Origin of the sequence: Chrysiogenes arsenatis DSM 11915, assembly GCF_000469585.1 — a bacterium.
Classification (GTDB): domain Bacteria; phylum Chrysiogenota; class Chrysiogenetes; order Chrysiogenales; family Chrysiogenaceae; genus Chrysiogenes; species Chrysiogenes arsenatis.
This window is the reverse complement of record NZ_AWNK01000014.1, coordinates 23,047-48,585: the sequence shown is the minus strand read 5'-3', so window position 1 is coordinate 48,585 and position 25,539 is coordinate 23,047. Positions and strand designations below refer to the sequence as shown.

The 25,539-nt window shown below is 50.1% G+C and carries 21 protein-coding genes; 14 read left to right on the top strand and 7 right to left on the bottom strand.

The genetic code is table 11. The features are described from left to right. The 4 genes from glgP to P304_RS0110280 all read left to right on the top strand — a co-directional run. On the top strand, nucleotides 1-1,341 hold a 1,341-nt coding region (gene glgP, locus P304_RS15135; RefSeq protein WP_034765178.1), incomplete at its 5' end, for an alpha-glucan family phosphorylase. A 6-nt stretch (nucleotides 1,342-1,347) separates the two neighbouring features. Then, nucleotides 1,348-2,211: a glucosaminidase domain-containing protein gene (locus P304_RS15130; protein WP_051321600.1), complete on the top strand. Its 864-nt coding sequence runs from the start codon at nucleotides 1,348-1,350 to the stop codon at nucleotides 2,209-2,211. Between the two features lie 13 nt (nucleotides 2,212-2,224). Then, nucleotides 2,225-3,553, top strand: coding sequence for a 30S ribosomal protein S12 methylthiotransferase RimO (gene rimO / locus P304_RS0110285; RefSeq protein WP_027390474.1), 1,329 nt, complete (start codon nucleotides 2,225-2,227; stop codon nucleotides 3,551-3,553). Then, on the top strand, nucleotides 3,543-4,010 hold the full coding sequence (locus P304_RS0110280; RefSeq protein ID WP_269077612.1) for a nucleoside deaminase: 468 nt from the start codon (nucleotides 3,543-3,545) through the stop codon (nucleotides 4,008-4,010). The genes rimO and P304_RS0110280 overlap by 11 nt, the downstream gene beginning before the upstream one ends. A 68-nt stretch (nucleotides 4,011-4,078) precedes the next feature. On the opposite strand, the gene P304_RS0110275 is transcribed toward P304_RS0110280, so the two are convergent. From P304_RS0110275 to leuS, 7 genes are all read right to left on the bottom strand, one after another. Beyond that, nucleotides 4,079-4,747, bottom strand: coding sequence for a protein-L-isoaspartate(D-aspartate) O-methyltransferase (locus P304_RS0110275; protein ID WP_034765175.1), 669 nt, complete (start codon nucleotides 4,745-4,747; stop codon nucleotides 4,079-4,081). A 10-nt stretch (nucleotides 4,748-4,757) separates the two neighbouring features. After that, complete coding sequence (locus P304_RS0110270; protein WP_027390471.1) at nucleotides 4,758-5,609, bottom strand: hypothetical protein; 852 nt, start codon at nucleotides 5,607-5,609, stop codon at nucleotides 4,758-4,760. A gap of 12 nt (nucleotides 5,610-5,621) precedes the next feature. Then, on the bottom strand, nucleotides 5,622-7,292 hold the full coding sequence (locus P304_RS16300; protein WP_051321599.1) for a lytic transglycosylase domain-containing protein: 1,671 nt from the start codon (nucleotides 7,290-7,292) through the stop codon (nucleotides 5,622-5,624). Then, nucleotides 7,282-8,622, bottom strand: coding sequence for a ribosome biogenesis GTPase Der (gene der, locus P304_RS0110260; RefSeq protein ID WP_027390470.1), 1,341 nt, complete (start codon nucleotides 8,620-8,622; stop codon nucleotides 7,282-7,284). Before der ends, P304_RS16300 begins: the two co-directional genes overlap by 11 nt. Then, nucleotides 8,619-8,972, bottom strand: a complete 354-nt coding sequence (locus tag P304_RS0110255; protein ID WP_027390469.1) for a DNA polymerase III subunit delta — start codon at nucleotides 8,970-8,972, stop codon at nucleotides 8,619-8,621. Before P304_RS0110255 ends, der begins: the two co-directional genes overlap by 4 nt. 548 nt (nucleotides 8,973-9,520) lie before the next feature. Next, the gene (locus P304_RS0110245; RefSeq protein ID WP_027390467.1) at nucleotides 9,521-9,988 is read right to left on the bottom strand and encodes a hypothetical protein; all 468 of its coding nucleotides are present in this window, start codon (nucleotides 9,986-9,988) and stop codon (nucleotides 9,521-9,523) included. Further along, nucleotides 9,985-12,450: a leucine--tRNA ligase gene (gene leuS, locus P304_RS0110240; protein WP_027390466.1), complete on the bottom strand. Its 2,466-nt coding sequence runs from the start codon at nucleotides 12,448-12,450 to the stop codon at nucleotides 9,985-9,987. Before leuS ends, P304_RS0110245 begins: the two co-directional genes overlap by 4 nt. 299 nt (nucleotides 12,451-12,749) lie before the next feature. Between leuS and tuf the strand changes: the two genes are divergently transcribed. The 10 genes from tuf to rpoC all read left to right on the top strand — a co-directional run bounded on the left by tuf (nucleotide 12,750) and on the right by rpoC (nucleotide 25,539). Further along, nucleotides 12,750-13,940: an elongation factor Tu gene (tuf, locus tag P304_RS0110230; protein WP_027390465.1), complete on the top strand. Its 1,191-nt coding sequence runs from the start codon at nucleotides 12,750-12,752 to the stop codon at nucleotides 13,938-13,940. An 84-nt stretch (nucleotides 13,941-14,024) separates the two neighbouring features. Then, nucleotides 14,025-14,174, top strand: a complete 150-nt coding sequence (gene rpmG / locus P304_RS0110225) for a 50S ribosomal protein L33 (RefSeq protein WP_027390464.1) — start codon at nucleotides 14,025-14,027, stop codon at nucleotides 14,172-14,174. A gap of 43 nt (nucleotides 14,175-14,217) precedes the next feature. Beyond that, complete coding sequence (secE, locus tag P304_RS17705; RefSeq protein WP_027390463.1) at nucleotides 14,218-14,397, top strand: preprotein translocase subunit SecE; 180 nt, start codon at nucleotides 14,218-14,220, stop codon at nucleotides 14,395-14,397. A gap of 11 nt (nucleotides 14,398-14,408) precedes the next feature. Beyond that, nucleotides 14,409-14,927 (top strand): transcription termination/antitermination protein NusG, encoded by a 519-nt coding sequence (gene nusG, locus P304_RS0110215; RefSeq protein WP_027390462.1) that lies wholly within the window; start codon nucleotides 14,409-14,411, stop codon nucleotides 14,925-14,927. 29 nt (nucleotides 14,928-14,956) lie between these two features. Further along, a complete protein-coding gene (gene rplK, locus P304_RS0110210) occupies nucleotides 14,957-15,382 on the top strand; it encodes a 50S ribosomal protein L11 (protein WP_027390461.1) in 426 nt (141 codons plus the stop codon). Nucleotides 15,383-15,392: 10 nt separating this feature from the next. Then, nucleotides 15,393-16,094 (top strand): 50S ribosomal protein L1, encoded by a 702-nt coding sequence (rplA, locus tag P304_RS0110205; protein ID WP_027390460.1) that lies wholly within the window; start codon nucleotides 15,393-15,395, stop codon nucleotides 16,092-16,094. A gap of 139 nt (nucleotides 16,095-16,233) precedes the next feature. Continuing rightward, a complete protein-coding gene (gene rplJ, locus P304_RS0110200; RefSeq protein WP_027390459.1) occupies nucleotides 16,234-16,764 on the top strand; it encodes a 50S ribosomal protein L10 in 531 nt (176 codons plus the stop codon). Nucleotides 16,765-16,835: 71 nt separating this feature from the next. Beyond that, nucleotides 16,836-17,207, top strand: coding sequence for a 50S ribosomal protein L7/L12 (gene rplL / locus P304_RS0110195; RefSeq protein WP_027390458.1), 372 nt, complete (start codon nucleotides 16,836-16,838; stop codon nucleotides 17,205-17,207). Between the two features lie 156 nt (nucleotides 17,208-17,363). Further along, complete coding sequence (rpoB, locus tag P304_RS15120) at nucleotides 17,364-21,452, top strand: DNA-directed RNA polymerase subunit beta (protein WP_084417670.1); 4,089 nt, start codon at nucleotides 17,364-17,366, stop codon at nucleotides 21,450-21,452. A gap of 43 nt (nucleotides 21,453-21,495) precedes the next feature. Then, nucleotides 21,496-25,539 carry a DNA-directed RNA polymerase subunit beta' gene (gene rpoC / locus P304_RS15115; RefSeq protein ID WP_084417671.1) on the top strand — a complete coding sequence of 1,348 codons (4,044 nt, stop codon included), beginning with the start codon at nucleotides 21,496-21,498 and terminating at the stop codon, nucleotides 25,537-25,539.

Here is a 25,539-nt window from a genome sequence, read left to right as displayed (position 1 = left end):
GTCACCAACGGCATTCACATTCTCTCATGGCTCGCCAAAGATATGCGCGATTTACTTGGGCGTTACTTGGGCGAACGGTGGGTGGAAGCGCCGGATAACCGTGATTTATGGAAGCGAGTGAAACGGATTCCCGATCCCGAACTGTGGCATGTGCGCGAAAGTTTGCGGCGTCAACTCGTGGTATATGCGCGTCGCCGTTTGCGCGAGTCGATGGAAAAGCGGGGAATGTCAAAAAGCGAATTGGCCGTTGCGGACGAGGTACTTGACCCTTCAGCCCTAACTATCGGTTTTGCTCGTCGTTTTGCCACGTACAAGCGGGGCAACCTGCTGTTCCGCGATATTCCACGGCTAAAGAAAATATTGATGGATGTCGATCGCCCTGTGCAGTTTATCTTTGCGGGGAAAGCGCACCCACGCGATGACGGCGGCAAGAATATCATCAAAGATATCGTCCACACAATTCGTGATGCCGACTTCCGGCATAAAATCGTTTTCCTAGAAGATTACGATATCAGCCTTGCGCGGAAACTGGTCGCTGGCGTTGATTTATGGCTGAATAATCCGCGCCGCCCACTCGAAGCATGCGGAACGTCGGGCATGAAGGTTACACCGAATGCCGGCCTAAATATGAGTATTCTTGATGGCTGGTGGGAAGAAGGGTATAACTCTGAAGTAGGTTGGGCCATTGGCGTACCCGAAATTTACGACGACCCGGAATATCAGGATGAAGTAGAAAGCAACGCCATTTACACTCTCCTTGAAAAAGAGATCCTGCCGACGTTCTACGATCGTTCGGCCGACGGCATTCCGCGCCGCTGGATTCAATTCGTGAAAGAAGCCATGACGCAATTGCTCCCTGTGTTCAATACGAACCACATGGTGGAAAATTACACGAACCATTTTTATCTCAATGCCAGCATCAACTGGAACCAGTGCGAATACGATAATTTTGCCCATGCGCGAGCTGTTGCGGCGTGGCACCAACGTGTCCTGCAACATTGGCATGAAGTGTGCGTAACCGATGTCAAAGTCGAACATACACACGACACGCTGGGCGTTGGTGAATCGGCCAAAATTACAGCGGAAATATCGCTGGGTACGTTGGCGCCGACTGACATCATTGTCGAAGTGTATTATGGTAAGGTAGAATATTCTGGAAATATCATTCATGGTAAGAGTGAGTGGTTGAGTAACGTTGAGTCCCTTGGAGATGGTCGGTATCGTTTTACCGGCACATTGGCGTGTGATCGGAGCGGTCGCTTTGGTTGTACCGTCCGTGTGCTGAATAATTCACCGCTTGATATTCGTCGTCTCGATGTGGCTCCATTAATTTGGTGGTGATAGGGTATGGGTAGAGAATCTCGTTTTGAGTGGATCGGTGTCGCAACGATAAGCGCGGCGTTGATCGCAGTATTATGTTGGGTTGTATTTACGTCGCCAGTGGGTAAGACGCTGGCGACTGGCGAGAGTAACGACGATATGCTGGCGGGCACTGTTGCTCCGCCAGCCTTGCGCGTTGTCCCTGATGCCGATGAGTATTTGGCGATGATAGATCTGGAAAGCGGGGTCGTTCCACCGCTAACAATGGAAAGTCTCCCACCAAATCTTGAGTTGCTACCCGTTCCGCAGAAAAAAGAGGCGTTCATTAAGCTTTTGTTGCCGCCAATTTTGCGTGCGAACGAGCAATACGCCTTGCTACGCGAACAAATTCAGCACGGGATATTTGATGATTCCTTGTATGAAGAGTTCAAACTCAACCCAGATGACGGGGTAGAAAAGCTATTGCGGCGGGTTGACACCATTCCGGTGAGCCTCGTGTTGGCGCAAGCAGCCATAGAGTCGGCTTGGGGAACCAGCCGCTTTGCGATGGAAGGGAATAACATCTTCGGTCACTGGACGTATCTTGTCGGTCAAGGGATGGTTCCCGCTGGGCGCGAAGGAGGAAAATCCCATGAATTGCGCATTTTTGAATCACTCGAAGACTCTGTTCAAGCGTATTTTTACAACCTGAACACCAATCGGGCGTACAAGGAATTTCGCGAAGCGCGCGAAGTGACCCGCAATCCGCTCGAACTGGCACAGCATTTACGTCGTTATTCCGAACTCGGTGAAGAGTACGTCGAAATGGTGCAACGCATTATCGACTACAATAATTTCCAGGGATACGATCCGCTCCGTTTGCTAGCGGGCGCCCAGCACGAGTGGGAATAACGAGGAGGATCGATTGTATCAGCTTTACGTAGTAAGCCTTGGGTGCTCGAAGAATCTGGTCGATACCGAGCGGATGCTCGCACGTTTGATCCCCTATCCATTGACCATTACTGATACGCCGGAAAAGGCGCATATTATTTTTATCAATACCTGTGGTTTTATCAACGATGCGAAAGATGAATCCATCAATGCTATCGTTGAGCACGCTCAGTATAAGCAAGATGGTGTCTGCCAGATATTGATTGTTGCGGGATGCCTTGTGAAATTGCATCGCGATGAACTCGCCATCGAGCTTCCCGAAGTTGATATTTTCATCGACACCAGCGAAGATCAAATGGCACAAATCGGGATGTTTATTGAACAGAAATTCCCCCACCTGTGCGCCGATCCTGAACGCCATACGCTGGCACCCGCCGGTGGGCGATTATTGACCACACCGGAGTACACGGCGTACCTGAAGATTGCCGAAGGGTGCGACAATCTCTGCACCTACTGCGTCATCCCGCAAATTCGTGGTGCCTATCGTTCCGTGCCGCTAGAATCGCTGGTTGATGAAGCGACAGCACTTGTGGCCGCGGGTGTTAGGGAGTTGGTGCTCATCAGCCAGGATTCAATCGAATATGGCATTGACCTGTATGGCAAACGCTCATTGGCCACCCTTCTGAAAGCACTGTGCGCCATAGATGGGCTCGTGTGGATTCGCGTCCTCTACACCTACCCCAACCATTTCGATGAAGCGCTGATTCAGACCATCCGCGATGAACCGAAAATCTGCAAATATCTAGATATTCCTATTCAACACATGAGTGATACCGTTTTGAAGCGGATGGGGCGGAATATCACGGGGAACGACATACGGCGCTTGCTCCAGACGCTCTGCGCGGAGATTCCTGACGTTTCACTCCGCACCACCTTGATGGTTGGTTTTCCGGGAGAGAGCGAAGCTGACTTTCAGCTATTAGCCGACTTTGTTAACGAAGGGGCATTTGACCATGTCGGCGTGTTCGCCTATTCCGACGAAGAACATGCTGCGTCGCGCAAACTCCGTGGCAAGGTAGATCCAAATACCGCGCAACAACGGCTAACTCATTTGATGCAGCTCCAACAAGTGGTAAGCGCCACTCGGAATCAGCGCCATGTGGGCTGCCGCTATCCGGTACTGATTGAAGGGTTGAGCGATGAAACCGATTTGCTCTTGCAAGGGCGGGCTCCCTTTCAAGCGCCAGAGGTTGATGGGAAAGTATTGATCAACGATGGTCGCGCCGCAATCGGAGATGTCGTGATGGTTGAAATTACTGAAGCACTGCCATACGATTTATTGGGGCATATTATTGACGAGTAGATACTTTACGCCCGACGAGTCACACTGGATGGAACTAGCAATCCAGCACGCTTGGCAAGCCTATGAACGGGGCGAAGTCCCCGTCGGGGCGGTGATAGTGCAAGAAAATCGGTTGATTGCGGCTGATGGGAACCGGCGGGAAGAGTGGAACGATCCAACTGCTCATGCCGAAATCGTGGTCATGCGTGCGGCGAGTCAGGTGCTCGGGAGTTGGCGGCTGGCCAAGTGCCATCTTTTCGTAACGCTGGAGCCATGTTTAATGTGTGGTGGAGCAATCATCGGGGCGCGGATACCGCGCCTCTATTACGGGTGTCACGATCCAGCCTATGGCGCGGTATCGTTGTATCAAATGTGTATGGATAGTCGCCTAAATCATGCGGTCGATACGCGGACGGGGTTAATGGAAGCGCAATGCCGCGAACCACTGGAGCGATTCTTTCAGCAAAAGCGGCAGTAACCGTCTAAGTCCGTAATAGCTGCCGCGTCTCCTCCGTTCGAGATGGCAAGTGAACGCTACGAGAGCTTTCAGCGACCAGTCAAAAGAGCTTCTGCCTCACTGGTCCACCCCTCTTCACCAATCAACTTCACAAACGAGCAGCGATTTACTTCGCTCCGTTCGCACCGTCCATCTGCTACCTTACGATATTTATAGAGAGTTTGTTCATTTTCGTTTCCGATAGGGATCAGCAAAATCCCATGAGGAGCGAGTTGGCGTAACAACGAAAAAGGTTGTTGATTCCCGCCGGCGGTAACCATAATCCGATCATACCGCATGGCTTCATCAGCCGCTTTCGTGCCATCGGCTATCTTAACAGAAACGTTTTCCACACCAAGCGCACTCAAGTTGGCAATAGCGCGCCACGCAAGTTCCGGTATCCGTTCAATGGTATACACTTCGGCAGCGAGTTTCGCCAGTATAGCGGCTTGATATCCACTTCCCGTCCCTATTTCCAGCACGCGCTCGGCTCCAGTCAGTTCCAGCTCTTGTGTCATCAACGCCACCATCGACGGTTGCGAGATAGTTTGCCCGAATCCAATCGGAAGCGGGATATTCATGTACGCCCGGCTGTCAAGCGCAGGGTCAACAAAATGGTGACGAGGAACCGTGGCGAGGGCATCAAGCACACGCGCGTCATGCACTCCGGCAGGAATAATGTAGCGGCGGATCAGGTTTTGGCACGCGGTTTGGAACATCCTATCCCTTTTAAATTCGTAATGGATTATAGCCAAGGAGTTTCAGTCGATTGGCAACGGTTTCGAGTTCAGTACTCTCTAACGTTGGGGTAATCACGGCGTAGACGACCGAAGTATCGTAGTCGGAAATGATTTTAACACGATTGTAGCGGATAGAACGAGCAAGGTCGGCGGCGCGCTCTTTATCAAAAAAAATCGAACTAGCAGGATAGTATTTGTCTTCAATACGGACAACATGGTCGAGCAGCAGTTTTTCGCGCACACTTTCCGCCATCTGACCGGTAGCATAGCCATCGACGATGACACGATATCCAAAGCGATCACTAAGAGTCTCCTGAACTTGCAGTCGCCAGCCAAAAACAGCGGCAATTTCATCGATAACCGCGGCGGCCTTGGAGCGATCAAAAGCAAAATAAATCTGTAGCCGTGTACCGATTGGCACTTCATGTGGTAACGAGCTCGTAGGGAGATATGGATCTTCGCGGGCGACGAGGGCAAAACTCCCCACCGGTTCGCCTATTGACGACGTTATTTCCTGTGAGCGATGCACTTGCTCAACCATTTCAATAGTAATCCCTTGCGGCAGTTCAGGAACTTTTTTTCCACCTGATAAAAGTACGCCGAAGATGATCCCAAGCGCTGCGGCACTGAGAGCAACGCGCGTGAGCTGTTGCCGGAAAAGCCGTACGGTCATGGCAATTTTTTCGCTCGTAGACGCCGCAAGAAACGCCTTGTGCCACTCTGGATACACATAGCGCTGTAAAAACTTTTTTAGCGAAAACGGCTCTTTCTCGCCAAGCGCAGAATCAACAATCTCCTGATAGCTTTTCTGATAGTAATTAAGGAGATTCGACTGGCGCATAGATAACTCCGCTTAATTTGCAATGGTCAGCACTTGGCCTGGTGTGATACGTGTGCCAATGTTATTCGCCTTCTGGATATTATTAACGGTTGTGCCAAAACGTTGCGCTATCTGGTAGAGTGAATCGCCAGGGCGCACCTCATACTTCACAACTGCGGCTGCTTTGGACGGTTGTTTCACGGAAGCTGCTGTCGGTGTGGCTTGCTTTGTTCGTGCTGGCGCCACTGTTGCTTTTGCGACTTGCTTGGATGTGGTATTCGATGTGGGCTTTGCGGCAACAGGGGTTACCGTTTTGGGAGTTTGTACAGCGGCCACTTTGGTTACGGGTGCTTTTGGGGCACTCTTTGATGGTGCCGTTACATGCGTTGCACTGGAAGGAGCCGCCTTGGCAGATGCCACTGCAGCAGTTGAGGAAGCTCTCCCTGGTTCGGCAAGCGATGGGATCAAAACAACTTGACCGACACGCAAGAGATCGCCCTTCATATTGTTCGCTTTGCGAATTTCGGCAATTGATGAGGTGTAGCGACGGCTGAGTACATGGAGCGAGTCGCCACTTTTAACCGTATGGCGTACCCACGCAACACGCTGATGACTTGGGATATCCTGCAACGCGCTGGCGACACGCTGGGAGTATCCGGCAGGGAGCTTGAGATGGTACTGCGAGTTTGGTGGAGTAACAAACCCATTTAGCTCAGGATTAAGCTCTTTAAGCTGGTTAAGCGTTAGGCCAGTAATGTCGGCCAAAACGCGCAGGCTAGTGGGTTGCGCAACGTTCAGCAGGTCAGGTTGATATGTCTCTTTGGGAGCGGCAACGCTCAAGCCATACTTAGCCGGATCGTTCGCTATCATGATCACCGCCAAAATAGAAGGGACGTAATTACGGGTTTCGGCGGGGAGGTTGGTGAGCGCCCAGAAATTACGGCTGCCGGAGCGGCGAATTTCGCGTCGCACACGTCCTTCGCCACAATTGTAAGCGGCCATCGCCAAATACCAGTCGTTAAACATTCCGTGCAAGTCGCTCAAGTATCGTGCAGCAGCGCGAGTGCTTTTTACCGGATCGCGCCGTTCATCTACCCACCAGCTCGCTTCCATGCTGTAGTGTTCACCAGTCGCTTTCATGAATTGCCACATGCCAGTTGCTCCGACGCGTGAAACGGCGGCAGGGTTAAAGGCACTTTCAACCATCGCGAGATAGGCGAGCTCTTCGGGAACACCTTCTTCGCGAAAAATCTTTTGGATCATCGGTAAGTAGTACAGGCCAAGCTCAAGGCGACGCTCGGTGCCACGGTTATTGCGGGTATAAAATTGAATAAACCGTTCGACTTGCTCGTTCATAACAAGGGGAATGCCGGAGCCATGACGGAGATCATTGTCAGAATAGACAATCGACTCGCCAATAGCACGATTTCCTTGGGGGAGCTTCAGCGATGAGATAGCATAGGCAACCTTGGTCTCAGGCTTTACGCTGACACTAGGGCGCGATCCGATCGGATGACGGTACCATGAAGCACTGCGCGCAAGATAGTCAGGCGGTGCTTGTTGTGCATTCCACCCTTTATAGAGTTCATCTTGCGGCAAGAACGGCTGACGCAGTGTTTCTGCTTGATGCAAGGCACCTGAACAGCCCGACAGGGCCGCGGCTGAAGCAAGTGATACAAGGAAGAGGATGTGGTTACGCCTCATGCTCTTTGTTCCCTCCCGTTCGCTGACGTATTTTTAAGACGATTGGAATATTGTACAGGTCGTAGGCATCTCGTATCGTATTCGTCAGATAACGCTCATAACTAAAGTGGACGGCATCTGGATAGTTAAAAAACAGGACAACGATCATGGGATTCGTAGCAATTTGAGTGCCATAGTAAAACTTAATCCGTCGTCCATTGGTATGGACGGGCGGCTGGTGTTTGGCAATCGCACCTTGAATCAATTCGTTGATCTGCGAGGTCGAAATGCGTGTGGAAGCTTTGTGATACATGTCGCGCGCAAGATCGAAAATTTTGCGTACGCGCTGCCCGGTAAGCGCAGAAAGGAAAAGAATTTCCGGCTTTGACGAAAACTTAAAGCGCGCGTCGATATCTTTTTCAAATTCGCGGTAAGTCATGGTCTCTTTTTCGACCAAATCCCACTTATTTACCGCAATAATGACTGGCCTTCCTGCATCCCATGCGTATGAGGCGACTTTAAGGTCCTGATCGGTAATCCCCTCTTGCGCATCTATCACCAACACAACGACATGCGATTCTTCAATAGCATTCAAACTGCGTAAAACGCTATATTTCTCAAGGTGTTCGCTGTACGCTTTTGACTTACGACGGATACCCGCCGTGTCGAGCAAGATGTAATCTTGTTCGTTATAGGTCAGGCGAGTGTGCGTGGTGTCGCGAGTCGTTCCTGCAATGGGTGAAGCAACCACGCGCTCTTTACCGCATATTTTATTGATCAGGCTCGACTTCCCTACATTCGGCTTGCCAATAATGGCAATGCGAATGGCGTTGTCCTGTTCCCGTTCATCGTTCGTGCAAAAATCAGCCGTAAGGTCGTTCATTAAATCGGTTACACCAAGTCCGTGGGTAGCAGAGATAGCGTAATACTTGTCGATGCCAAGTTGATAAAAGTCGAGCAGTTGCTGCTCGCGCTTGTCGTTATCAACTTTATTGATAACCACGTATAAGTTTTTTTCACGGCGGCGCAATAAGTCCATCACGGCAAAATCGTCGGGAGTAATCCCATCTTTGGCGTCGAGCAGAAAAATAATCTGATCCGCTTCTTCTATGGCGACTTTGGTTTGCTCGACAATAGCAGTGCTCATATCTTCGCGACTGTGCAGCTCAAAGCCACCGGTGTCGACAATCGTAAAAGGTTTCTCATCCCACTCGACATCGTGATAATTGCGGTCACGGGTGACTCCGGGGATATCTTCGACAATCGCAACTCGTTTGCGGACAATACGATTAAAGAGTGTTGACTTGCCGACATTCGGGCGACCGACGATACAAACCATAGGCTTTTTCATGCAGTTGTGTTCCTTGTGAGATATTCAATACGTTCAACCAGCAGATAAATTTGTTCATACCCTATACTGGTCGTTTTTAGTGTGTAATCTAATGTTGCAGCTTCTTCCATGAGTGCTTCGCAGGCAGCAAAGCTCAAGGCATCGGTGCAGCTTTTGTACTGCGGCACAGAATACGGGCTTATGCCTGCGGTTGGAAAATCGGCACGAGTGCCAAGGAGCTTTACCATATACAGACGCGCCAATTCGTAAACAAAGGCGTTTGCGATGGTAAACATATCCTCAGAAAGTTCCATTTGCTGAATCTGACGGAGCACTTCCAGCTTTTTTCCTTCCAGAATGTTACGCACCATAGGATATATATCGTAACGCCGCAATGAAGCAATCGNCACCGCCGAGTGCCATTTTATCAATTTCGAGCCGAAGCACTCGCGGATTGTTCCCTATCCGCTCGACAAGAAGCTCCGCAAGATCTTTACGGAGAACTACTTGACGTTCCGCAGCCCACGTAACCACTTGGCGTGAAAGTTCGGCGAGAGTGGGTGGTTTGATCTGCCGTTTCGTGCACTGTTCCAAGAGAATCTTTTCAAACTTTTTCTGTTGCTTTGGCGAATTCACTTTACTGAGATAAAACGCGAGCGCAAAAGAACCACTCTCGCATGCGGCAAGCGCCGCTTCGACAATCTGGTGTGCCTGCCGTGCGCCAATCGGTTCGAGACCGGTGACGAATATCCGCTCGGCTGTTTCGCCAAAAAAGGTTGCTTGCGTGAGTGAAGCAAGTGTTTCCAGCGGTTGCTGGCCACGACAATCAAGGACATCGCACGAGGCTGTTTCACTCCAGAATTCCAATGCTTCGTCTTCTGTTTCGGCGATCAATAGCAGCGGCTTCGTCGTCATAGGTTTACTCAAAACTCTTCCAAATATAACGGGCTAACCTTTCGTGCGCCGTTCGATGGTCAATGCTCACAAACGGCGCATCGGTATAGTCGATACGCTGCTCGTGTACGACCGTAAAACGCTCCTGCACCAGCGCACACTTCAGAGTAAAGCGTTCGCGGTACGAAAGGGGATTGCCGTTGGTATCGCGCCGTTCCACTTCGCTGGCATACGCATCCAATCGACATTGAAGCACACATGCCGCATCGCTTTGGTAACGCGCGGTGGTGACACTTCCGACGGCGTCAATGAGCGCACTCCGAATCAATGCCCCTTGTTCGTGATACGGGGTCATATTTTCGATGGGAGCAACGCCGACAGTGCTCCCACAGGGCGTGGCGACACTTCCTGATGGCTGCAAACGGTAAGCACCACAGCCGCTGATAGACACCAAGAGCACACTGACGGCGATGAAATAAAACGCATGCCTCATTGCGGCTTCACGACGATATTGACCAGTTTATCGGGAACCACCACAACTCTTACGATAGTCATCCCTTTGATGAATTCCTGTACCCGTTCATTGGCAAACGCCATTTGTTCGAGCATATCACGCGCGAGTCCACGCTCAACATCAACTTTGGCACGCACTTTGCCATTTACTTGGAACACCAGCTCGTACGTATCAGCAGTCGCCAACAATGCGTCAAAAACAGGCCATGGTTCGACAGCGAGCAGCGTGGTTTCTCCAAGATCACGCCAGAGTTCTTCGCAGATGTGCGGCACAAACGGGGAGAGGATTTTCAGAAGAGCACGCAACGCATCATTATATACTTGCTTTCCGTCAGACGAACGGTCTTCGAAAGGCGTCATGACATTAACCAACTCCATAGCGGCGGCAATGGCCGTATTAAAGTGGTAGTGACCCGTCATATTATCGGTAACCTTTTTAATAGTGGCGTGTAATTTTTGTTCGAGTTCGCGCACGGCAGCAGATGGGGTGTTTCCATCGCCAGCACCGAGGTAGCGCTGGGGGTCTTCGTGCACGAGTCGCCAGAGGCGACCGAGGAAGCGGTATGCCCCTTCAACGCCAGATTCAACCCATTCAAGGTCTTTTTCAGGTGGAGCCGCAAAGAGAGTAAAAAGCCGAACGGTATCGCATCCAAAACGAGCAATGAGGGCATCTGGGTCGACGACATTCCCAACGGATTTGCTCATTTTACGACCACCAAGCAATACCATGCCCTGCGTTAAGAGACGGCGAAACGGTTCATCGGTGCCGACATAGCCAAGGTCACGGAGAACCTTGTGAAAGAAGCGCGCATATAAAAGGTGCATAACGGCGTGCTCGATGCCACCAATATACTGATCCACATCCATCCAGTAGTTCATCATCTGACGGTTGATGGGCGTGGTCGTGTCTTCCTGGCAAGCGTAGCGGTGATAGTACCAGCTTGATTGGACAAAGGTATCCATGGTATCGGTTTCGCGGCGGGCAGGCTTACCGCAGGCTGGGCAGGCCACATTCACAAACTCAGGAACTGTGGCCAGCGGCGACTCGTTCGCTCCAATCAGCTTTACCCCTTTAGGGAGCGAAACCGGCAGGTGGTCGCTTGGAACTGGTACTACGCCACAATCAGTGCAATGAATCACGGGGATAGGATTTCCCCAGTAACGCTGACGCGATATTCCCCAATCTTTCAGGCGAAAGTTAATGGTAGCTTTCCCTTTATTATTGGTTGCGAGTGCCGTGACGATAGCTTCTTTAGCGGCCTCATTTGGCATGCCATCGAATGCACCGGAGTTAATAAGCTTTCCTTCACCCGTCCACGCAGCGTCAGCAATCCCAACCTCTGATTCTATGACTTCAATCATCGGGATAGCGTATTTGACGGCAAATTCGTAATCACGCTGATCGTGCGCGGGTACGGCCATGACTGCGCCAGTTCCATAGTCCATCAACACGAAGTTACCAAGATATATTGGTATTTCACGCCCATTGATAGGATTCAGCGCATATGAGCCAGTAAAAACACCCTCTTTTTCGCGATCATTCGTGCGGGTGATTTTGTCCTGTTTGCGTACTTTTTCGATAAAGGCAACAACGTCGCCCTCTTCCGCTTTGCCACGACATAAGCTAAGGGCAAGTGGATGTTCTGGCGCCAGCGACATAAAGGTAGCGCCAAAAAGGGTATCAGGGCGCGTAGTAAACACCGTGACAGATTGCTGTATCGCAGGGATATCGAAAATGATCTCGGCACCGAATGACTTACCGATCCAATTGCGTTGCTGCGTCAAAACGCGCTCCGGCCATCCTGCTTCCAGCTGAGCCATATCGTCCAAGAGCTGGTCGGCGTACGCGGTAATGCGAAAGAACCATTGTTCAAGCTCTTTTTTGACCACAACTGATTTATCGCGCCAACACAAGCCATCCTCTACTTGTTCATTCGCGAGGACGGTTTTACATTCATCACACCAGTTTACTTCAGCTTTTTTGCGGTAGATGAGCCCTTTCTCGTACATTTCCAAAAAGAGCCGCTGTTCAAAGGCCGCATATTCTTCAGAGCACGTCGCCACTTCACGCTCCCAATCATAGCTAAGGCCGAGGCGCTGCAACTGCTGGCGCATATGTTGAATATTCGCCCATGTCCACTCTTCAGGGTCGCGATTATGAGCGATAGCAGCATTTTCCGCTGGGAGACCAAAGGCGTCCCATCCCATCGGGTGGAGGACATTAAATCCACGCATCCGCTGAAAGCGCGAAATAGCATCGCCAATAGCGTAGTTGCGCACGTGCCCCATATGGATGTTGCCTGAGGGATAGGGAAGCATTTCGAGACAGTAAAACTTCTGTCGGGAAGGGTCGGGAAGTGCGCGGAACGCGTTATTGGCGTTCCATGTGCTTTGCCATTCAGCTTCAATGCGCTGAAAATCATATTTTTTGGGTTCAGACATGTTACAGGAAACCTCATCAGAAATTGTTCAACTATCCATATATAGCAGAAAAAAAAGAGGAGCACTACCGGATAGGTAATGCGATATGAAAAATAAGATCACAACAGAGAGATGGGCACGAAAAGGCCTGGATGCTTTTGAAAAAGTAGTTGACAGCGAATTGAGCCGTGTTATATAAGTCGCCTGTTTTTTGCGAACGCCCAAGTAGCTCAGGTGGTTAGAGTACGTCCTTGGTAAGGACGAGGTCGGCGGNGTCGTTTATTCGGTATCTATTCATATTCGAGGAGGATTTTTTAGTTATGGCAAAAGCGAAGTTTGAGCGTAACAAGCCGCACGTAAACGTTGGTACTATTGGTCACGTTGACCATGGAAAAACTACATTAACTGCTGCAATCACAACAGTTCTTTCTACTATCGGTGGCGCGGCTGCAATGGCCTACGATTCTATCGATAAGGCTCCTGAAGAAAGAGAGCGCGGGATCACTATTTCAACAGCTCACGTTGAGTATGAAACCCCAATCCGTCACTATGCTCACGTTGACTGCCCAGGTCACGCGGACTACGTAAAGAACATGATCACTGGTGCCGCTCAGATGGACGGAGCCATTCTGGTTGTTTCTGCTGCTGACGGCCCAATGCCACAGACTCGTGAACACATCCTGCTTGCCCGCCAGGTTGGCGTACCGAAGATGGTAGTTTTCATGAACAAAGCCGACATGGTTGACGATCCTGAACTGATCGAACTCGTTGAAATGGAAATCCGCGAACTCCTTACCGAGTACGGCTTCCCTGGAGACGACACTCCGATCATCGTTGGGTCAGCACTGAAAGCACTCGAAAATCCAAACAGCGGTGAATGGGCCGACAAAATCCACGAGCTCATGAAGGCCGTTGACGAGTACATCCCAACCCCTGAGCGTGATATCGAGAAGCCACTCCTTATGCCTATTGAGGACGTATTCTCAATTTCAGGTCGCGGTACGGTTGTTACTGGTCGTATCGAGCGCGGTATCGTTAAGGTTCAACAGGAAGTTGAAATCGTTGGTATTCGCGACACCGTGAAAACAATTGTTACGGGCGTAGAAATGTTCCGTAAACTGCTCGACCAAGGTCAAGCAGGCGACAACGTTGGCCTTCTGCTTCGCGGCACGAAGCGTGACGATGTTGAACGCGGTCAGGTTATCGCAGTTCCAGGTTCTATCAAGCCACACACTCGCTTTGAAGCAGAAGTATACGTACTGACCAAAGAAGAAGGCGGACGTCACACTCCATTCTTCTCTGGCTACCGTCCACAGTTCTACTTCAGAACAACTGACATCACTGGGATCGTAACGCTTCCAGAAGGCACCGAGATGGTTATGCCTGGCGACAACCTAAAAGTTGTTGGCGAGCTGATCCACCCAATTGCAATGGAAGAAGGCTTGCGCTTCGCTATCCGTGAAGGCGGTAGAACTGTTGGCGCTGGTGTTGTTACCAAGATTCTTGCGTAATAAACCCTTTTGACGATTTAAATATCTTATGGGTGCGTCGATAGAAATCGGCGCACTCCATTTTTTTGTGAGCTGGAGACAATCATGAGAGACATCATTCAAATGGGCTGTGAAGAGTGCAAGAACAAGAATTACAGCACCACAAAGAACAAGAAGACCATGTCAGGGAAACTTGAACTGAAAAAGTACTGTAAGTTCTGCAAACGCCACACCCTGCATAAGGAAATGAAGTAATTACTATCGAACTTTTCGTGAGTTTGGTGCAAAGGTTAAAACAATGAAGCCTGTTGAGTTTTTGCAAAGTGTTAAGACGGAATTTGGGAAGGTAGTCTGGCCTAAAAAAGACGAAGTAAAGGGAATGACGGCGGTTGTGCTCATACTGACAGCCTTTATGTCAGTATACTTCTTTGTACTTGATACCGCCCTGTCACGCGCTGTGCAGTCACTTCTCGGGTAAATGAGGGGCTTATGTCTTTGGCTTGGTATGTAGTTCACACATATTCGGGGTATGAAAACAAAGTAAAAGAAGCGCTTGAAGAGCGAGTTAACAGCTTGGTCTTGCATGACGAAGTGACGCAAATTCTTATCCCGACGGAAAACGTAGCCGAATACAAGGGTGGCAAAAAGAAAATTATCACCCGCAAACGCTATCCTGGCTACATCTACGTCCAGATGGAAATGAATAAAACTACATGGCACGTCGTCAAGAACATCCCTAAAGTTACCGGCTTTATCGGTGGCACAAAGCCTGTCCCTATTCCGGACAGCGAAGTGCAAAAGCTGATCGAAAGTGACAATCGCCTCGTAGAAGCGAAAGTCATTTTCGCCATAGGTGATCGGGTTGACGTTGTAGAAGGGCCATTCCACGGATTCAATGGCGTGGTGACTGAAGTCAACAGCGAGCGCCGTCGCATTAAGGTAAACGTCAGTATTTTTGGGCGCGAAACTCCAGTGGAGTTCGAATACACCCAAATTCAAAAGATATAAGTAGTCCATAGGGCTACACGGAGGAAAGCATGGCTAAAAAAGTCATTGGACAGATCAAGCTGCAAATCCCTGCTGGGGCAGCGAACCCTTCACCCCCAGTCGGTCCGGCATTGGGTCAAAAGGGCGTCAACATTATGGCGTTCGTGAAAGAGTTTAACGCTCGCACGGAAGCACAAAAAGGGACTATCATCCCTGTTATCATCACTGTTTATGAAGACCGCTCATTCTCCTTCATCACCAAAACTCCGCCTGCTGCTGTGCTCTTGATGAAAGCTGCTGGTATCCCAAAGGGATCTGGCGAGCCGAATCGCAACAAGTGTGGCAAGGTTACCCGTCAACAAATCCGGGAAATTGCAGAGTTAAAACTTCCTGATCTTAACTGCTATACCGTTGATGTCGCCATGACGATCATCGAAGGTTCTGCCCGCAGTATGGGTCTTGAGATCGTGGAATAAGGAGAAAATCATGGCAAAACACGGCAAAAAATTCGCCAGCGCTCTTGCGAAAGTAGATCGCGAAAAGCAATATACACTTGACGAAGCAATAGAACTTTGCAAATCCCTCTCTTTTGCTACCTTCGCTGAAAGTATGGATGTCGCAGTAAACCTTGGGGTTAACCCTAAGCACGCAGACCAGATCGTACGTGGCTCAGTTGGGCTACCACACGGCACGGGCAAAGTTGTTCGCGTATTGGTATTTGCCAAAGGCGAAAAGGAAAAAGAAGCAGCTGACGCTGGCGCCGATTATGTTGGTGGCGATGAACTGGCTACCAAAATTCAAGGCGGATGGCTCGACTTCGATAAAACCGTTGCAACTCCAGATATGATGGGCGTTGTGGGTAAACTTGGCCGCGTACTCGGGCCGCGTGGCATGATGCCAAACCCGAAACTCGGCACCGTAACCTTCGACGTTGCAAAAGCGGTAAAAGACCTCAAAAGCGGGATGATTGAGTACCGTACCGATAAAGCCGGTATTATCCACGCTCCTGTCGGGAAAGTCGCTTTTGAAGTTGACAAGCTTCGCGAGAATGTGTTAGCTCTTCTCGAAGCTTTGGTGAAAGCCAAGCCTGCTGCCGCAAAAGGAACGTATGTGAAAGCCATCACCCTGACTTCAACCATGGGTCCTGGCATTCGTATTGATGTTCAATCGGTCTTGCAGAGCCTGTAATCAACCGAGCATACAACTGAATAGGGTATCAAAGAACTCGGTGTTTACTTAAATGCGCAAGCGGCCGAGGGAGATGCGAAAATAAATCGACCGATGCCCCCTGAGATTTCTTTGGGGGTATTTTCGTGGGGAGTAATTTTTGAACCAGCAAGTATTAGAAGCAAAGAAACAACTTGTCAACGAACTGCAAACGAAAGTTACTGAGCAGTCAGCTGTCATTTTGTGCAGCTACCAAAAGTTGACGGTAGCGCAAGTGAGCGAGTTTCGTGTTGAACTCCGTAAACTTGGCGCTGAGTACAAAGTCATCAAGAATACGATGATTCGCCGCGCATTTTCTGAAGCCAAAGGGCTTGATCAGTACCTTCATGGTACAACAGGTGTGATATTTGTGGGAAGCGACCTCGCAGCGGTAGCAAAATACACCACGAAGTTTGTCAAAACCAGCAATGAAGCACTGAATATTAAGTGCGGAATTCTTGACGGAAACGTCCTGAGCGCGAGCGACATTGTGAAAATTGCCGACCTGCCACCACGCGAAGTGCTCCTTGCACGTTTGCTTGGCAGCATGAACGCTCCTGTGACGAACTTCGTTGGCGTTCTTGCCGCAGTTCCGCGCAAATTTCTTTATCTGCTTAACGCACGGAAAGACCAACAGGGTGGCGCAGCGTAAGCTGACCAACCAACTGCATTATTTTTGCCAGTTTAGATTTTCAGCATAATATTTGGAGGATTTTCATGTCTATTACTAAAGAACAGTTCATTTCGTACCTTGAAAACATGACCGTGCTTGAGCTTGCTGACCTTGTTAAAGAACTTGAAGAGAAGTTCGGAGTTAGCGCTTCTGCTCCTGCCGTAGCAATGGTTGCTGGCCCTGCTGGTGAAGCTGCTGTTGTTGAAGAAAAAACTTCTTTTGACGTTATCCTTGCGGATGCTGGCGAGAAGAAAATCAACGTTATCAAGGTAGTACGTGAACTCACCGGTCTTGGCTTGAAAGAAGCAAAAGACTTGGTTGAAGCGGCTCCAAAAGCCGTAAAAGAGGGAGCTAACAAAGAGGAAGCTGACTCAATGAAAGCAAAACTCGAAGAAGTTGGCGCTAAAGTAGAGCTGAAGTAATAATTCGCTCACATAACCGGCATTTTACGGCACAGGGGATTGGTTTTTCCATCCCCCTGTGCCTGTTTGTGTTTCTTTTTTCGTACCGTATTGTTTGCCCCGCAATGAGCAACGATACCGATTTTACACTGATAATGAACGTTGCAGGGAGTCACAATGGCTTTAGCACATTCGCATAACAGTCGGGCACAAAAGCGTGAGCGTAAGTCGTTTTCTCGCATTCCGTCTATTCTCGATATTCCCGATTTAACCGCGATTCAGAAAGATTCCTACCGGAAGTTTCTTAATCTGGAGTTTGCCAATCACCAGAACGATGAAGAAATAGGCCTTGAGACTGTCTTTAAAAGCGTCTTTCCTATAGAAGATTATAACTCTACAGCACAGTTGGAGTACATTTCGTACACACTGGGCGAACCGAAATACAGCGTCGATGAGTGCCAGGATCGGGGAGCAACTTTTGCCGCTCCTCTGCGCATTAAAGTGCGCTTGGTGCTTTTTGAAAAGGATGACTCCGGCAGTGCTGCCGAAAGACTCGTTCGTGATGTAAAAGAGCAGGAAGTGTATGTTGGCGAACTGCCACTCATGACGAGCAAAGGTACCTTTATTATCAATGGTATCGAGCGGGTTATTGTCAGTCAGCTGCACCGCTCACCGGGTGTCTTTTTCGAAGACGATGGCGGCAAAAACAGCACCAACGCAAAAGTATTGTATTCATCAAGAATTATTCCGTATCGCGGCTCATGGATAGACTTCGAGTACGATGCGAAAGATATACTCTACGTTCGTATCGATAAAAAACGGAAGTTTCCTGCAACGGTCGTCCTAAAAGCTCTCGGATATCGGGAAAAGGAAATTATTGATTTCTTCTATGACCGTGAATCAATTCACGTCGAAGAAAATGGCACGATCTATAAAATCACCGCACTGGAAAACCTGTACGGCCAAAAGCTGATGAACGATATTGTAAACCCCGAAACCGGCGATATTTTGGTACGGGCGGGTCATAAAATATCACGCGGCAACATCCGTCGCTTAGTCAATGCCAATATATCAAAAATTAAAATTGATCGCCTCGAAGTGCTGCGTGACACGGCTTTCCTTGGGGAAGACATTTACGATCCGCACAGTGGCGAGCAACTTGCTGCATTGAATCAGCCGCTGACTGATGATCTTTTTGATCTCTTTCTTGAGCGTGGCATCACGACGTTTAACCTGCTCTTTATTGATAACATCAAGTCTGATAGCTCCATGCGCGACACCCTGGCACTTGATACGAAAATCACGTCGCCCGAAGAAGCGTTGATCGAAATTTTCCGTAAGATGCGCCCAGGCGAGCCACCGACTATCGAAGCGGCTACGCAACTCTTCGAAAACATGTTCTTTAATCCAAAACGCTACGACTTGAGCAAGGTTGGTCGATTAAAGATTAACCGTCGCCTCAAGCTCAACGTGCCAATGGACATCTGTGTCCTCACGCGGGACGATATCATGCTGGTAGTAAAAACCCTCAACGACATCAAAAACGGGAAAGGGAAAGTCGATGATATCGACCACCTTGGCAACCGCCGCATCCGGAGTGTTGGTGAACTTTTAGAGAACCAGTTCCGTATTGGTTTAGTGCGGATGGAACGTACGGTAAAAGAGCGGATGAGTATTCAGGATCTGGCAGAGCTCTCGCCGCAGGATCTTTTGAACGCCAAGCCAATCGTAGCCGCGATCAAAGAGTTCTTCGGTTCCTCACAGCTCTCGCAATTTATGGATCAAACCAACCCGCTGGCAGAGATCACGCACAAACGCCGCTTGAGCGCCCTTGGACCTGGCGGTCTTACTCGTGAACGGGCCGGTTTTGAAGTGCGCGACGTACACCCAACGCACTATGGCCGGATTTGCCCCATTGAAACGCCGGAAGGACCAAACATTGGTTTGATCACTTCTTTGGCAACCCATGGGAAAATCAACGAGTATGGCTTTATCGAAACACCATACCGTAAAGTTGAAGGTTCACGAGTTACCGACGAAATCCATTACCTCAGCGCCATTGACGAAGCGGGGCAAGTAATTGCTCAGGCGAATGCACCATTGGACGAAAAAGGGTACTTTGTTAACGAGTTGGTTTCGGCTCGTGACGAAGGTGAATTCGTAATGACATCGCCTGAAAACATCACCTATATGGACGTTGCACCAGTTCAAATGGTTTCTGTAGCCGCCGGCCTTATTCCATTCCTTGAAAACGATGACGCCAACCGCGCCCTGATGGGTTCGAACATGCAGCGTCAGGCCGTACCACTGTTGCGCGCACAGGCACCACTGGTAGGGACAGGGATGGAGCGCAAAGTCGCAACCGATAGCGGTGCGGCAGTTGTTGCTCGCCGTGGTGGTAAGGTGGTAAGTGTCGAAGCAGACAAAATCATCGTACACGCTGATGAGTCTGAAATTCGCGAAGGCGAAGGACGCGTCGATATTTACTCACTCGTAAAATTTCGTCGCTCAAACCAGAACACCTGTATTAACCAAAAGCCTATCGTGTATCCTGATATGACGGTAGTAGCTGGCGACGTGCTAGCAGATGGCCCTGCTACCGAACAGGGTGAACTCGCCTTGGGGAAAAACGTCGTCGTCGCCTTCATGCCGTGGATGGGCTACAACTTCGAAGATTCGATTCTGATCTCAGAAAAGATTGTCAACGAAGATGTCTATACCTCGATTCACATTGAAGAATTCGATGTAGAAGCTCGCGACACGAAACTCGGCCCCGAAGAGATCACGCGCGATATCCCCAACGTCGGCGAAGATGCCCTGCGCAACATCGACGACTCCGGTATTATCCGCATCGGTGCCGAAGTAAAGGCTGGCGATATTCTGGTAGGGAAAGTGACTCCGAAAGGGGAAACACAACCTACTCCGGAAGAAAAGCTGCTTCGTGCCATTTTCGGCGAAAAAGCTGGCGATTTCCGCGATGCTTCGCTCACCATTCCACCAGGCATCGAAGGAACCGTTGTCGACGTTAAAGTCTTTACCCGCCGTGGCTCAGAAAAAGATGAGCGGACAAAAGGGATTGAAGACGAGGAACTCAAGAAACTAGACGCCGACTATCACGACGAATGTTCGTTGATCCGTCGCGACCGTCTCAATAAAATTCGCAAACTGCTGATCGGAAAAAAACTTGCCGATCAACTGCTCAGCGAAGGGGTTATTGTCGGCGATGCAGGCGATACCATCACTGCCGAAATGATCGGCCGCCTCACCCTCAACGAACTGCTTGATGTTCCGGTTGAAAGCGCAAGTAATTACGTAAAAACAGCCGAATCTATTCGTGAAATTACTGAAGAACAACTTGAAGCGGCGCACACCGTGTATACCGAGCGTAAATCGCGTGTGAACATGGGCGACGATCTGCCACCAGGTGTTTTCAAGATGGTCAAAGTTTATGTTGCCGTGAAGCGGAAGCTGAAAGTCGGTGACAAAATGGCTGGCCGTCACGGGAACAAAGGGGTTGTCTCGCGCATTCTTCCCGTTGAGGATTTACCGTACCTGCCAGATGGTACGCCGGTTGATATCGTGCTGAATCCACTTGGGGTTCCTTCACGGATGAACGTCGGGCAGATTCTGGAAACGCACCTCGGCTGGGCGGCAAAAGCCCTTGGCCTGCATGTGGCTACACCAGTATTTGATGGAGCAACTGAGCGCGACATTAAAGACCTACTGCAAGCCGCATTTGCTGACGAAAGTGGCCAAACCGTCCTGTACGATGGTCGTACAGGCGAACGGTTCGATCAGGAAGTCACGGTTGGTGTGTTGTATATGCTGAAGCTTCACCACTTGGTCGATAGCAAGATTCACGCCCGCTCAACCGGCCCATACTCGCTGGTAACCCAGCAGCCACTTGGCGGTAAAGCTCAGTTTGGTGGTCAGCGACTTGGAGAGATGGAAGTATGGGCACTCGAAGCGTACGGCGCCGCCCATTGCTTGCAAGAACTCTTAACCGTGAAATCGGATGATGTCCCTGGCCGAACCAAAATGTACGAATCTATCGTAAAAGGGGAGAATATCCTCACGGCCGGTATGCCTGAGTCATTTAACGTTCTGGTGAAAGAGCTTCAGTCGCTGTGTCTGGATCTTGAGCTACTCAATGCTGATGGCACCAAGGCGGTTGCGGCGAAATACGATTTGCCAGACCTCCGGACACCACAGCTTCCTGCAGCAGCGGCAGCGCCTGAGACACCAACGGAAACTGATGGTGAGTAACCATTTTGGTATCGCTTTTTGAACGTGCATAGTGCTGGAGGGCATTTTGGAAATTCATAAGTTTGCTCCGGAGTCGGTAGAACCGATTTCATTTGATGCATTGCGAATCAGTCTGGCATCACCGGAAAAAATTCGCTCGTGGTCTTTTGGCGAAGTAACCAAGCCAGAAACCATCAACTACCGTACGTTTAAGCCGGAAAAGGATGGCCTTTTCTGCGCCAAAATTTTCGGCCCCGTCAAGGACTGGGAATGTAACTGCGGTAAATATAAACGGATGAAACATCGTGGCATCGTGTGCGAAAAGTGCGGTGTCGAAGTTATTCAGTCAAAAGTACGTCGCGAACGGCTGGGTCACATCGAACTTGCCTGTCCAGTGAGCCATGTATGGTTCTTTAAAGGATTGCCAAGCCGCATCGGGACGATTCTCGATATGACTTTGCGCGATCTGGAAAAAGTACTCTATTTCGAAGAATATATTGTCCTGGATGCCATGGGAACTCCCCTGAGTGAACGGACGCTCTTGAACGAAGAAGCCTACTACAAGGCTATTGAAGAGTACGGCTACGGTTCATTCATCGCCGGAATGGGCGCAGAAGCGATTCGTGAAATGCTCGCGGGACTCGATCTCGACCTGCTCACGATTGAGCTGCGCCAGGATCTGGCCGAAGCGACCTCTGTACAAAAGATAAAAAAATTGACCAAACGTTTGCGTGTTGCGGAAGCCTTCCGTAAAAGTGGGAATAAGCCAGAGTGGATGATTCTTGAAGTTATCCCTGTTATTCCACCTGAACTTCGCCCGCTGGTACCACTTGATGGCGGTCGCTTTGCGACGTCAGATTTGAACGATCTCTACCGCCGCGTTATCAACCGTAACAACCGTTTGAAGCGTTTGATGGAGCTTTCGGCGCCTGATATTATCATCCGCAATGAAAAGCGGATGTTGCAAGAAGCGGTCGATGCGCTCTTTGACAACGGCAAACGTGGCCGCGTGTTGCGTGGCCCAAATAAGCGTCCTCTCAAATCGCTCTCCGATATGCTGAAAGGGAAGCAAGGCCGTTTCCGTCAGAACCTTCTTGGAAAGCGGGTCGATTACTCCGGTCGTTCCGTTATCGTTGCGGGGCCTGAACTGAAAATGTGGCAGTGCGGGTTGCCAAAGAAAATGGCGCTCGAACTCTTTAAGCCATTTATCTATAACAAGCTTCAGATGAAGGGATTTGCCTCTACCATCAAAAGCGCTAAAAAAATGGTAGAAAAAAATCGCACGGAAGTATGGGACGTCCTTGAAGAGGTTATTCAAGAGCATCCCGTAATGTTGAACCGCGCTCCAACGCTGCACCGTCTCGGCATTCAGGCATTCGAGCCGATCCTGATCGAAGGAAAAGCGATTCAGCTTCACCCCTTGGTATGTACCGCGTTTAACGCTGACTTTGACGGTGACCAAATGGCGGTACACGTACCGCTTTCTACCCAAGCGCAGCTTGAATGTCGCGTGCTGATGCTCGCGTCGAATAACATCCTTTCACCGGCCAGCGGTAAGCCAGTCACCGTTCCTACACAGGATATCGTACTGGGTTGCTACTATATGTCGCGTGAAAAGAAAAACGCTAAAGGCGAAGGGATGAAGTTCAGTTCGCCTGAAGAGGTTGAAACCGCCCACTCGCTGGGATTGGTCGATATTCACGCGAAAATCACCTGCCGTGTTCGTGGTGAACGCTACGAGACGACAGTTGGCCGTGTCAAGTTTTCGGAAATTCTCCCTGCTCAACTCAGCTTTGCGTCAGCGAACCGCGTGTTGAATAAAAAAGTGTTGCTCAACCTTGTCGAAGAGACCTTCCACAAATGCGGGAACGCGGAGACAGTTCGGTTCCTTGATGACCTCAAATCACTGGGCTACCGCAACGCGACGAAAGCTGGTCTTTCTGTTTGTATTGATGATATGCGCATTCCAGAAGCCAAGCAGTCACTGCTTGATAGAGCGCTTGCTGAAATTGCCGATGTTACCATCAAGTATCAGGAAGGGGTTATTACGCAAGGCGAGAAATACAACCGGACTATTGGCATTTGGTCGGAAACTACCGAAAAAATTGCCGATGCCATGATGGTGGAACTTGGAAGCGAAGGCGGCGATGCCTCCGCCACAGAACGCCGTGCGAGAAACTTTAACTCAGTCTACGTAATGGCCGATTCCGGTGCTCGTGGTTCGCGTCAGCAGATGCGTCAGCTTGCTGGTATGCGCGGCCTGATGGCCAAACCGGATGGTTCGATCATCGAAACGCCAATTACGGCAAACTTCCGCGAAGGTCTAACCGTTCTACAGTACTTTATTTCTACGCACGGAGCGCGTAAAGGTCTGGCCGATACCGCACTGAAAACGGCGAACTCCGGATACCTCACCCGCCGCCTCGTTGACGTTGCGCAGGATATGATCATTACCGAACATGATTGTGGTACGCGCGAAGGGGTACGGATTTCGGCACTCATCGAAGGGTCGAATATCGTCGAAGGGATTGCAGAGCGCATTCTTGGCCGTACCGCTCTCGAGGATGTACTTGATACCGAAGGGAACCTCCTTGCCAAAGCTGGCGATCTCATTAACGAATCGCAATCGTCTGCCATTGAACTAGCGGGCGTTGAAATCGTCAAAGCACGCTCCGTATTAACCTGCCAGTCTCCTTCCGGTGTCTGTGCGTTGTGCTATGGTCGCGACCTTGCGCGCGGTCGCTTGGTATCAATTGGCGAAGCGGTTGGTATTATTGCCGGCCAATCAATCGGTGAACCTGGCACGCAGCTTACTATGCGTACCTTCCACGTTGGGGGAACCGCGTCGAAAGTGGCAGAAGCCAGTACCGCGCATACAAAAGCGTCGGGTACACTGCGCTATGTTGACTTGAATTCTGTCGTCGACCGCCAAGGACGTATTATCGCCATGAGCCGGAATGGTCTGCTCATTATTGAGGATGACGAAGGCCACGAACTCGACAGCTATAAAGTTGTCTTCGGTGCCACGCTGCTCAAAGAAGCCGGTGCAACCGTATCACAAGGCGATAAGTTGATGGAATGGGATCCATTTGCCGCTTCCATCATTACTGAAGTCAGCGGCTTGGCAAAATACGGCGACATCGTTGACGGGATGACCGTCCGCGAAGAAGTAGACGCCGTTACCGGTATCGCTCGTCGTACCGTTCTCGAACACACGGAAGAACGTCGTCAGCCACGCGTTTCGATTAAAGATGGCCATGGGGAAACGGTTCGTCGTTACCTTCTACCGAATGGTGCCACTATCCTTGTCGAAGAAGGGGCAGAAGTGCTCCCTGGTGACGTTATTGCAAAAATCCCGAAAGCAGCCGGCAAAACCAAAGATATCACCGGTGGTCTGCCACGCGTTGCGGAACTGTTTGAAGCTCGTAAGCCGAAAGATCAGGCAATTATTGCCGAAATCGACGGTATTGTTCAAATTGGCGGCCTCGTGCGCGGCATGCGGAAAGTTATTGTCAGAAATGATGATACGGGCGACTCGCGTACCTACTCGATACCTCGGAACCGTTATCTGAACTGTCTTGATGGCGACTTTATTCGCGCTGGCGAAATGCTGGTCGATGGAGCGCTTGACCCACACGATATTCTGAGCGTTATGGGTGTTGAAAAGGTACACGCGTATCTGGTCAACGAAATACAGGAAGTGTATCGTCTGCAAGGGGTTGGCATTAACGATAAACACATCGAAGTCATCATCCGTCAGATGTTGCGTAAAGTGCGCATTACCGATCCGGGCGATTCCGAATTCCTGCTTGACGAAGAACTTGACCACCTCACTGTCCGCCACGTAAACCGTGAGCTTGAGTTGGCAGGTAAGTTGACCGCGAAGTTCGACCATATGCTGCTAGGGATTACCAAAGCCAGCTTGTCAACTGAATCATTCATCTCGGCCGCATCCTTCCAAGAAACGACTCGCGTTCTGACAGAAGCCAGTATCAGTGGTAAAATTGATACCCTGCGTGGCCTGAAAGAAAACGTTACGATGGGTCGCTTGATCCCAGCCGGAACAGGCGTGAAGTGTAACCGCGAAGTTGACTACGTGCGCGTCTAA

Excerpts from the sequence above, each read along its gene's own strand:
- rplA (WP_027390460.1), top strand. The coding sequence starts at position 15,393 with ATGGCAAAACACGGCAAAAAATTCGCCAGCGCTCTTGCGAAAGTAGAT.
- P304_RS0110245 (WP_027390467.1), bottom strand. The coding sequence starts at position 9,988 with ATGAGGCATGCGTTTTATTTCATCGCCGTCAGTGTGCTCTTGGTGTCT.
- P304_RS16300 (WP_051321599.1), bottom strand. The coding sequence starts at position 7,292 with ATGAGGCGTAACCACATCCTCTTCCTTGTATCACTTGCTTCAGCCGCG.
- P304_RS0110275 (WP_034765175.1), bottom strand. The coding sequence starts at position 4,747 with ATGTTCCAAACCGCGTGCCAAAACCTGATCCGCCGCTACATTATTCCT.
- der (WP_027390470.1), bottom strand. The coding sequence starts at position 8,622 with ATGAAAAAGCCTATGGTTTGTATCGTCGGTCGCCCGAATGTCGGCAAG.
- P304_RS0110255 (WP_027390469.1), bottom strand. The coding sequence starts at position 8,972 with ATGGTGCGTAACATTCTGGAAGGAAAAAAGCTGGAAGTGCTCCGTCAG.
- tuf (WP_027390465.1), top strand. The coding sequence starts at position 12,750 with ATGGCAAAAGCGAAGTTTGAGCGTAACAAGCCGCACGTAAACGTTGGT.
- rpoB (WP_084417670.1), top strand. The coding sequence starts at position 17,364 with ATGGCTTTAGCACATTCGCATAACAGTCGGGCACAAAAGCGTGAGCGT.
- P304_RS15130 (WP_051321600.1), top strand. The coding sequence starts at position 1,348 with ATGGGTAGAGAATCTCGTTTTGAGTGGATCGGTGTCGCAACGATAAGC.
- leuS (WP_027390466.1), bottom strand. The coding sequence starts at position 12,450 with ATGTCTGAACCCAAAAAATATGATTTTCAGCGCATTGAAGCTGAATGG.
- P304_RS0110270 (WP_027390471.1), bottom strand. The coding sequence starts at position 5,609 with ATGCGCCAGTCGAATCTCCTTAATTACTATCAGAAAAGCTATCAGGAG.
- rpmG (WP_027390464.1), top strand. The coding sequence starts at position 14,025 with ATGAGAGACATCATTCAAATGGGCTGTGAAGAGTGCAAGAACAAGAAT.
- rplK (WP_027390461.1), top strand. The coding sequence starts at position 14,957 with ATGGCTAAAAAAGTCATTGGACAGATCAAGCTGCAAATCCCTGCTGGG.
- secE (WP_027390463.1), top strand. The coding sequence starts at position 14,218 with ATGAAGCCTGTTGAGTTTTTGCAAAGTGTTAAGACGGAATTTGGGAAG.
- nusG (WP_027390462.1), top strand. The coding sequence starts at position 14,409 with ATGTCTTTGGCTTGGTATGTAGTTCACACATATTCGGGGTATGAAAAC.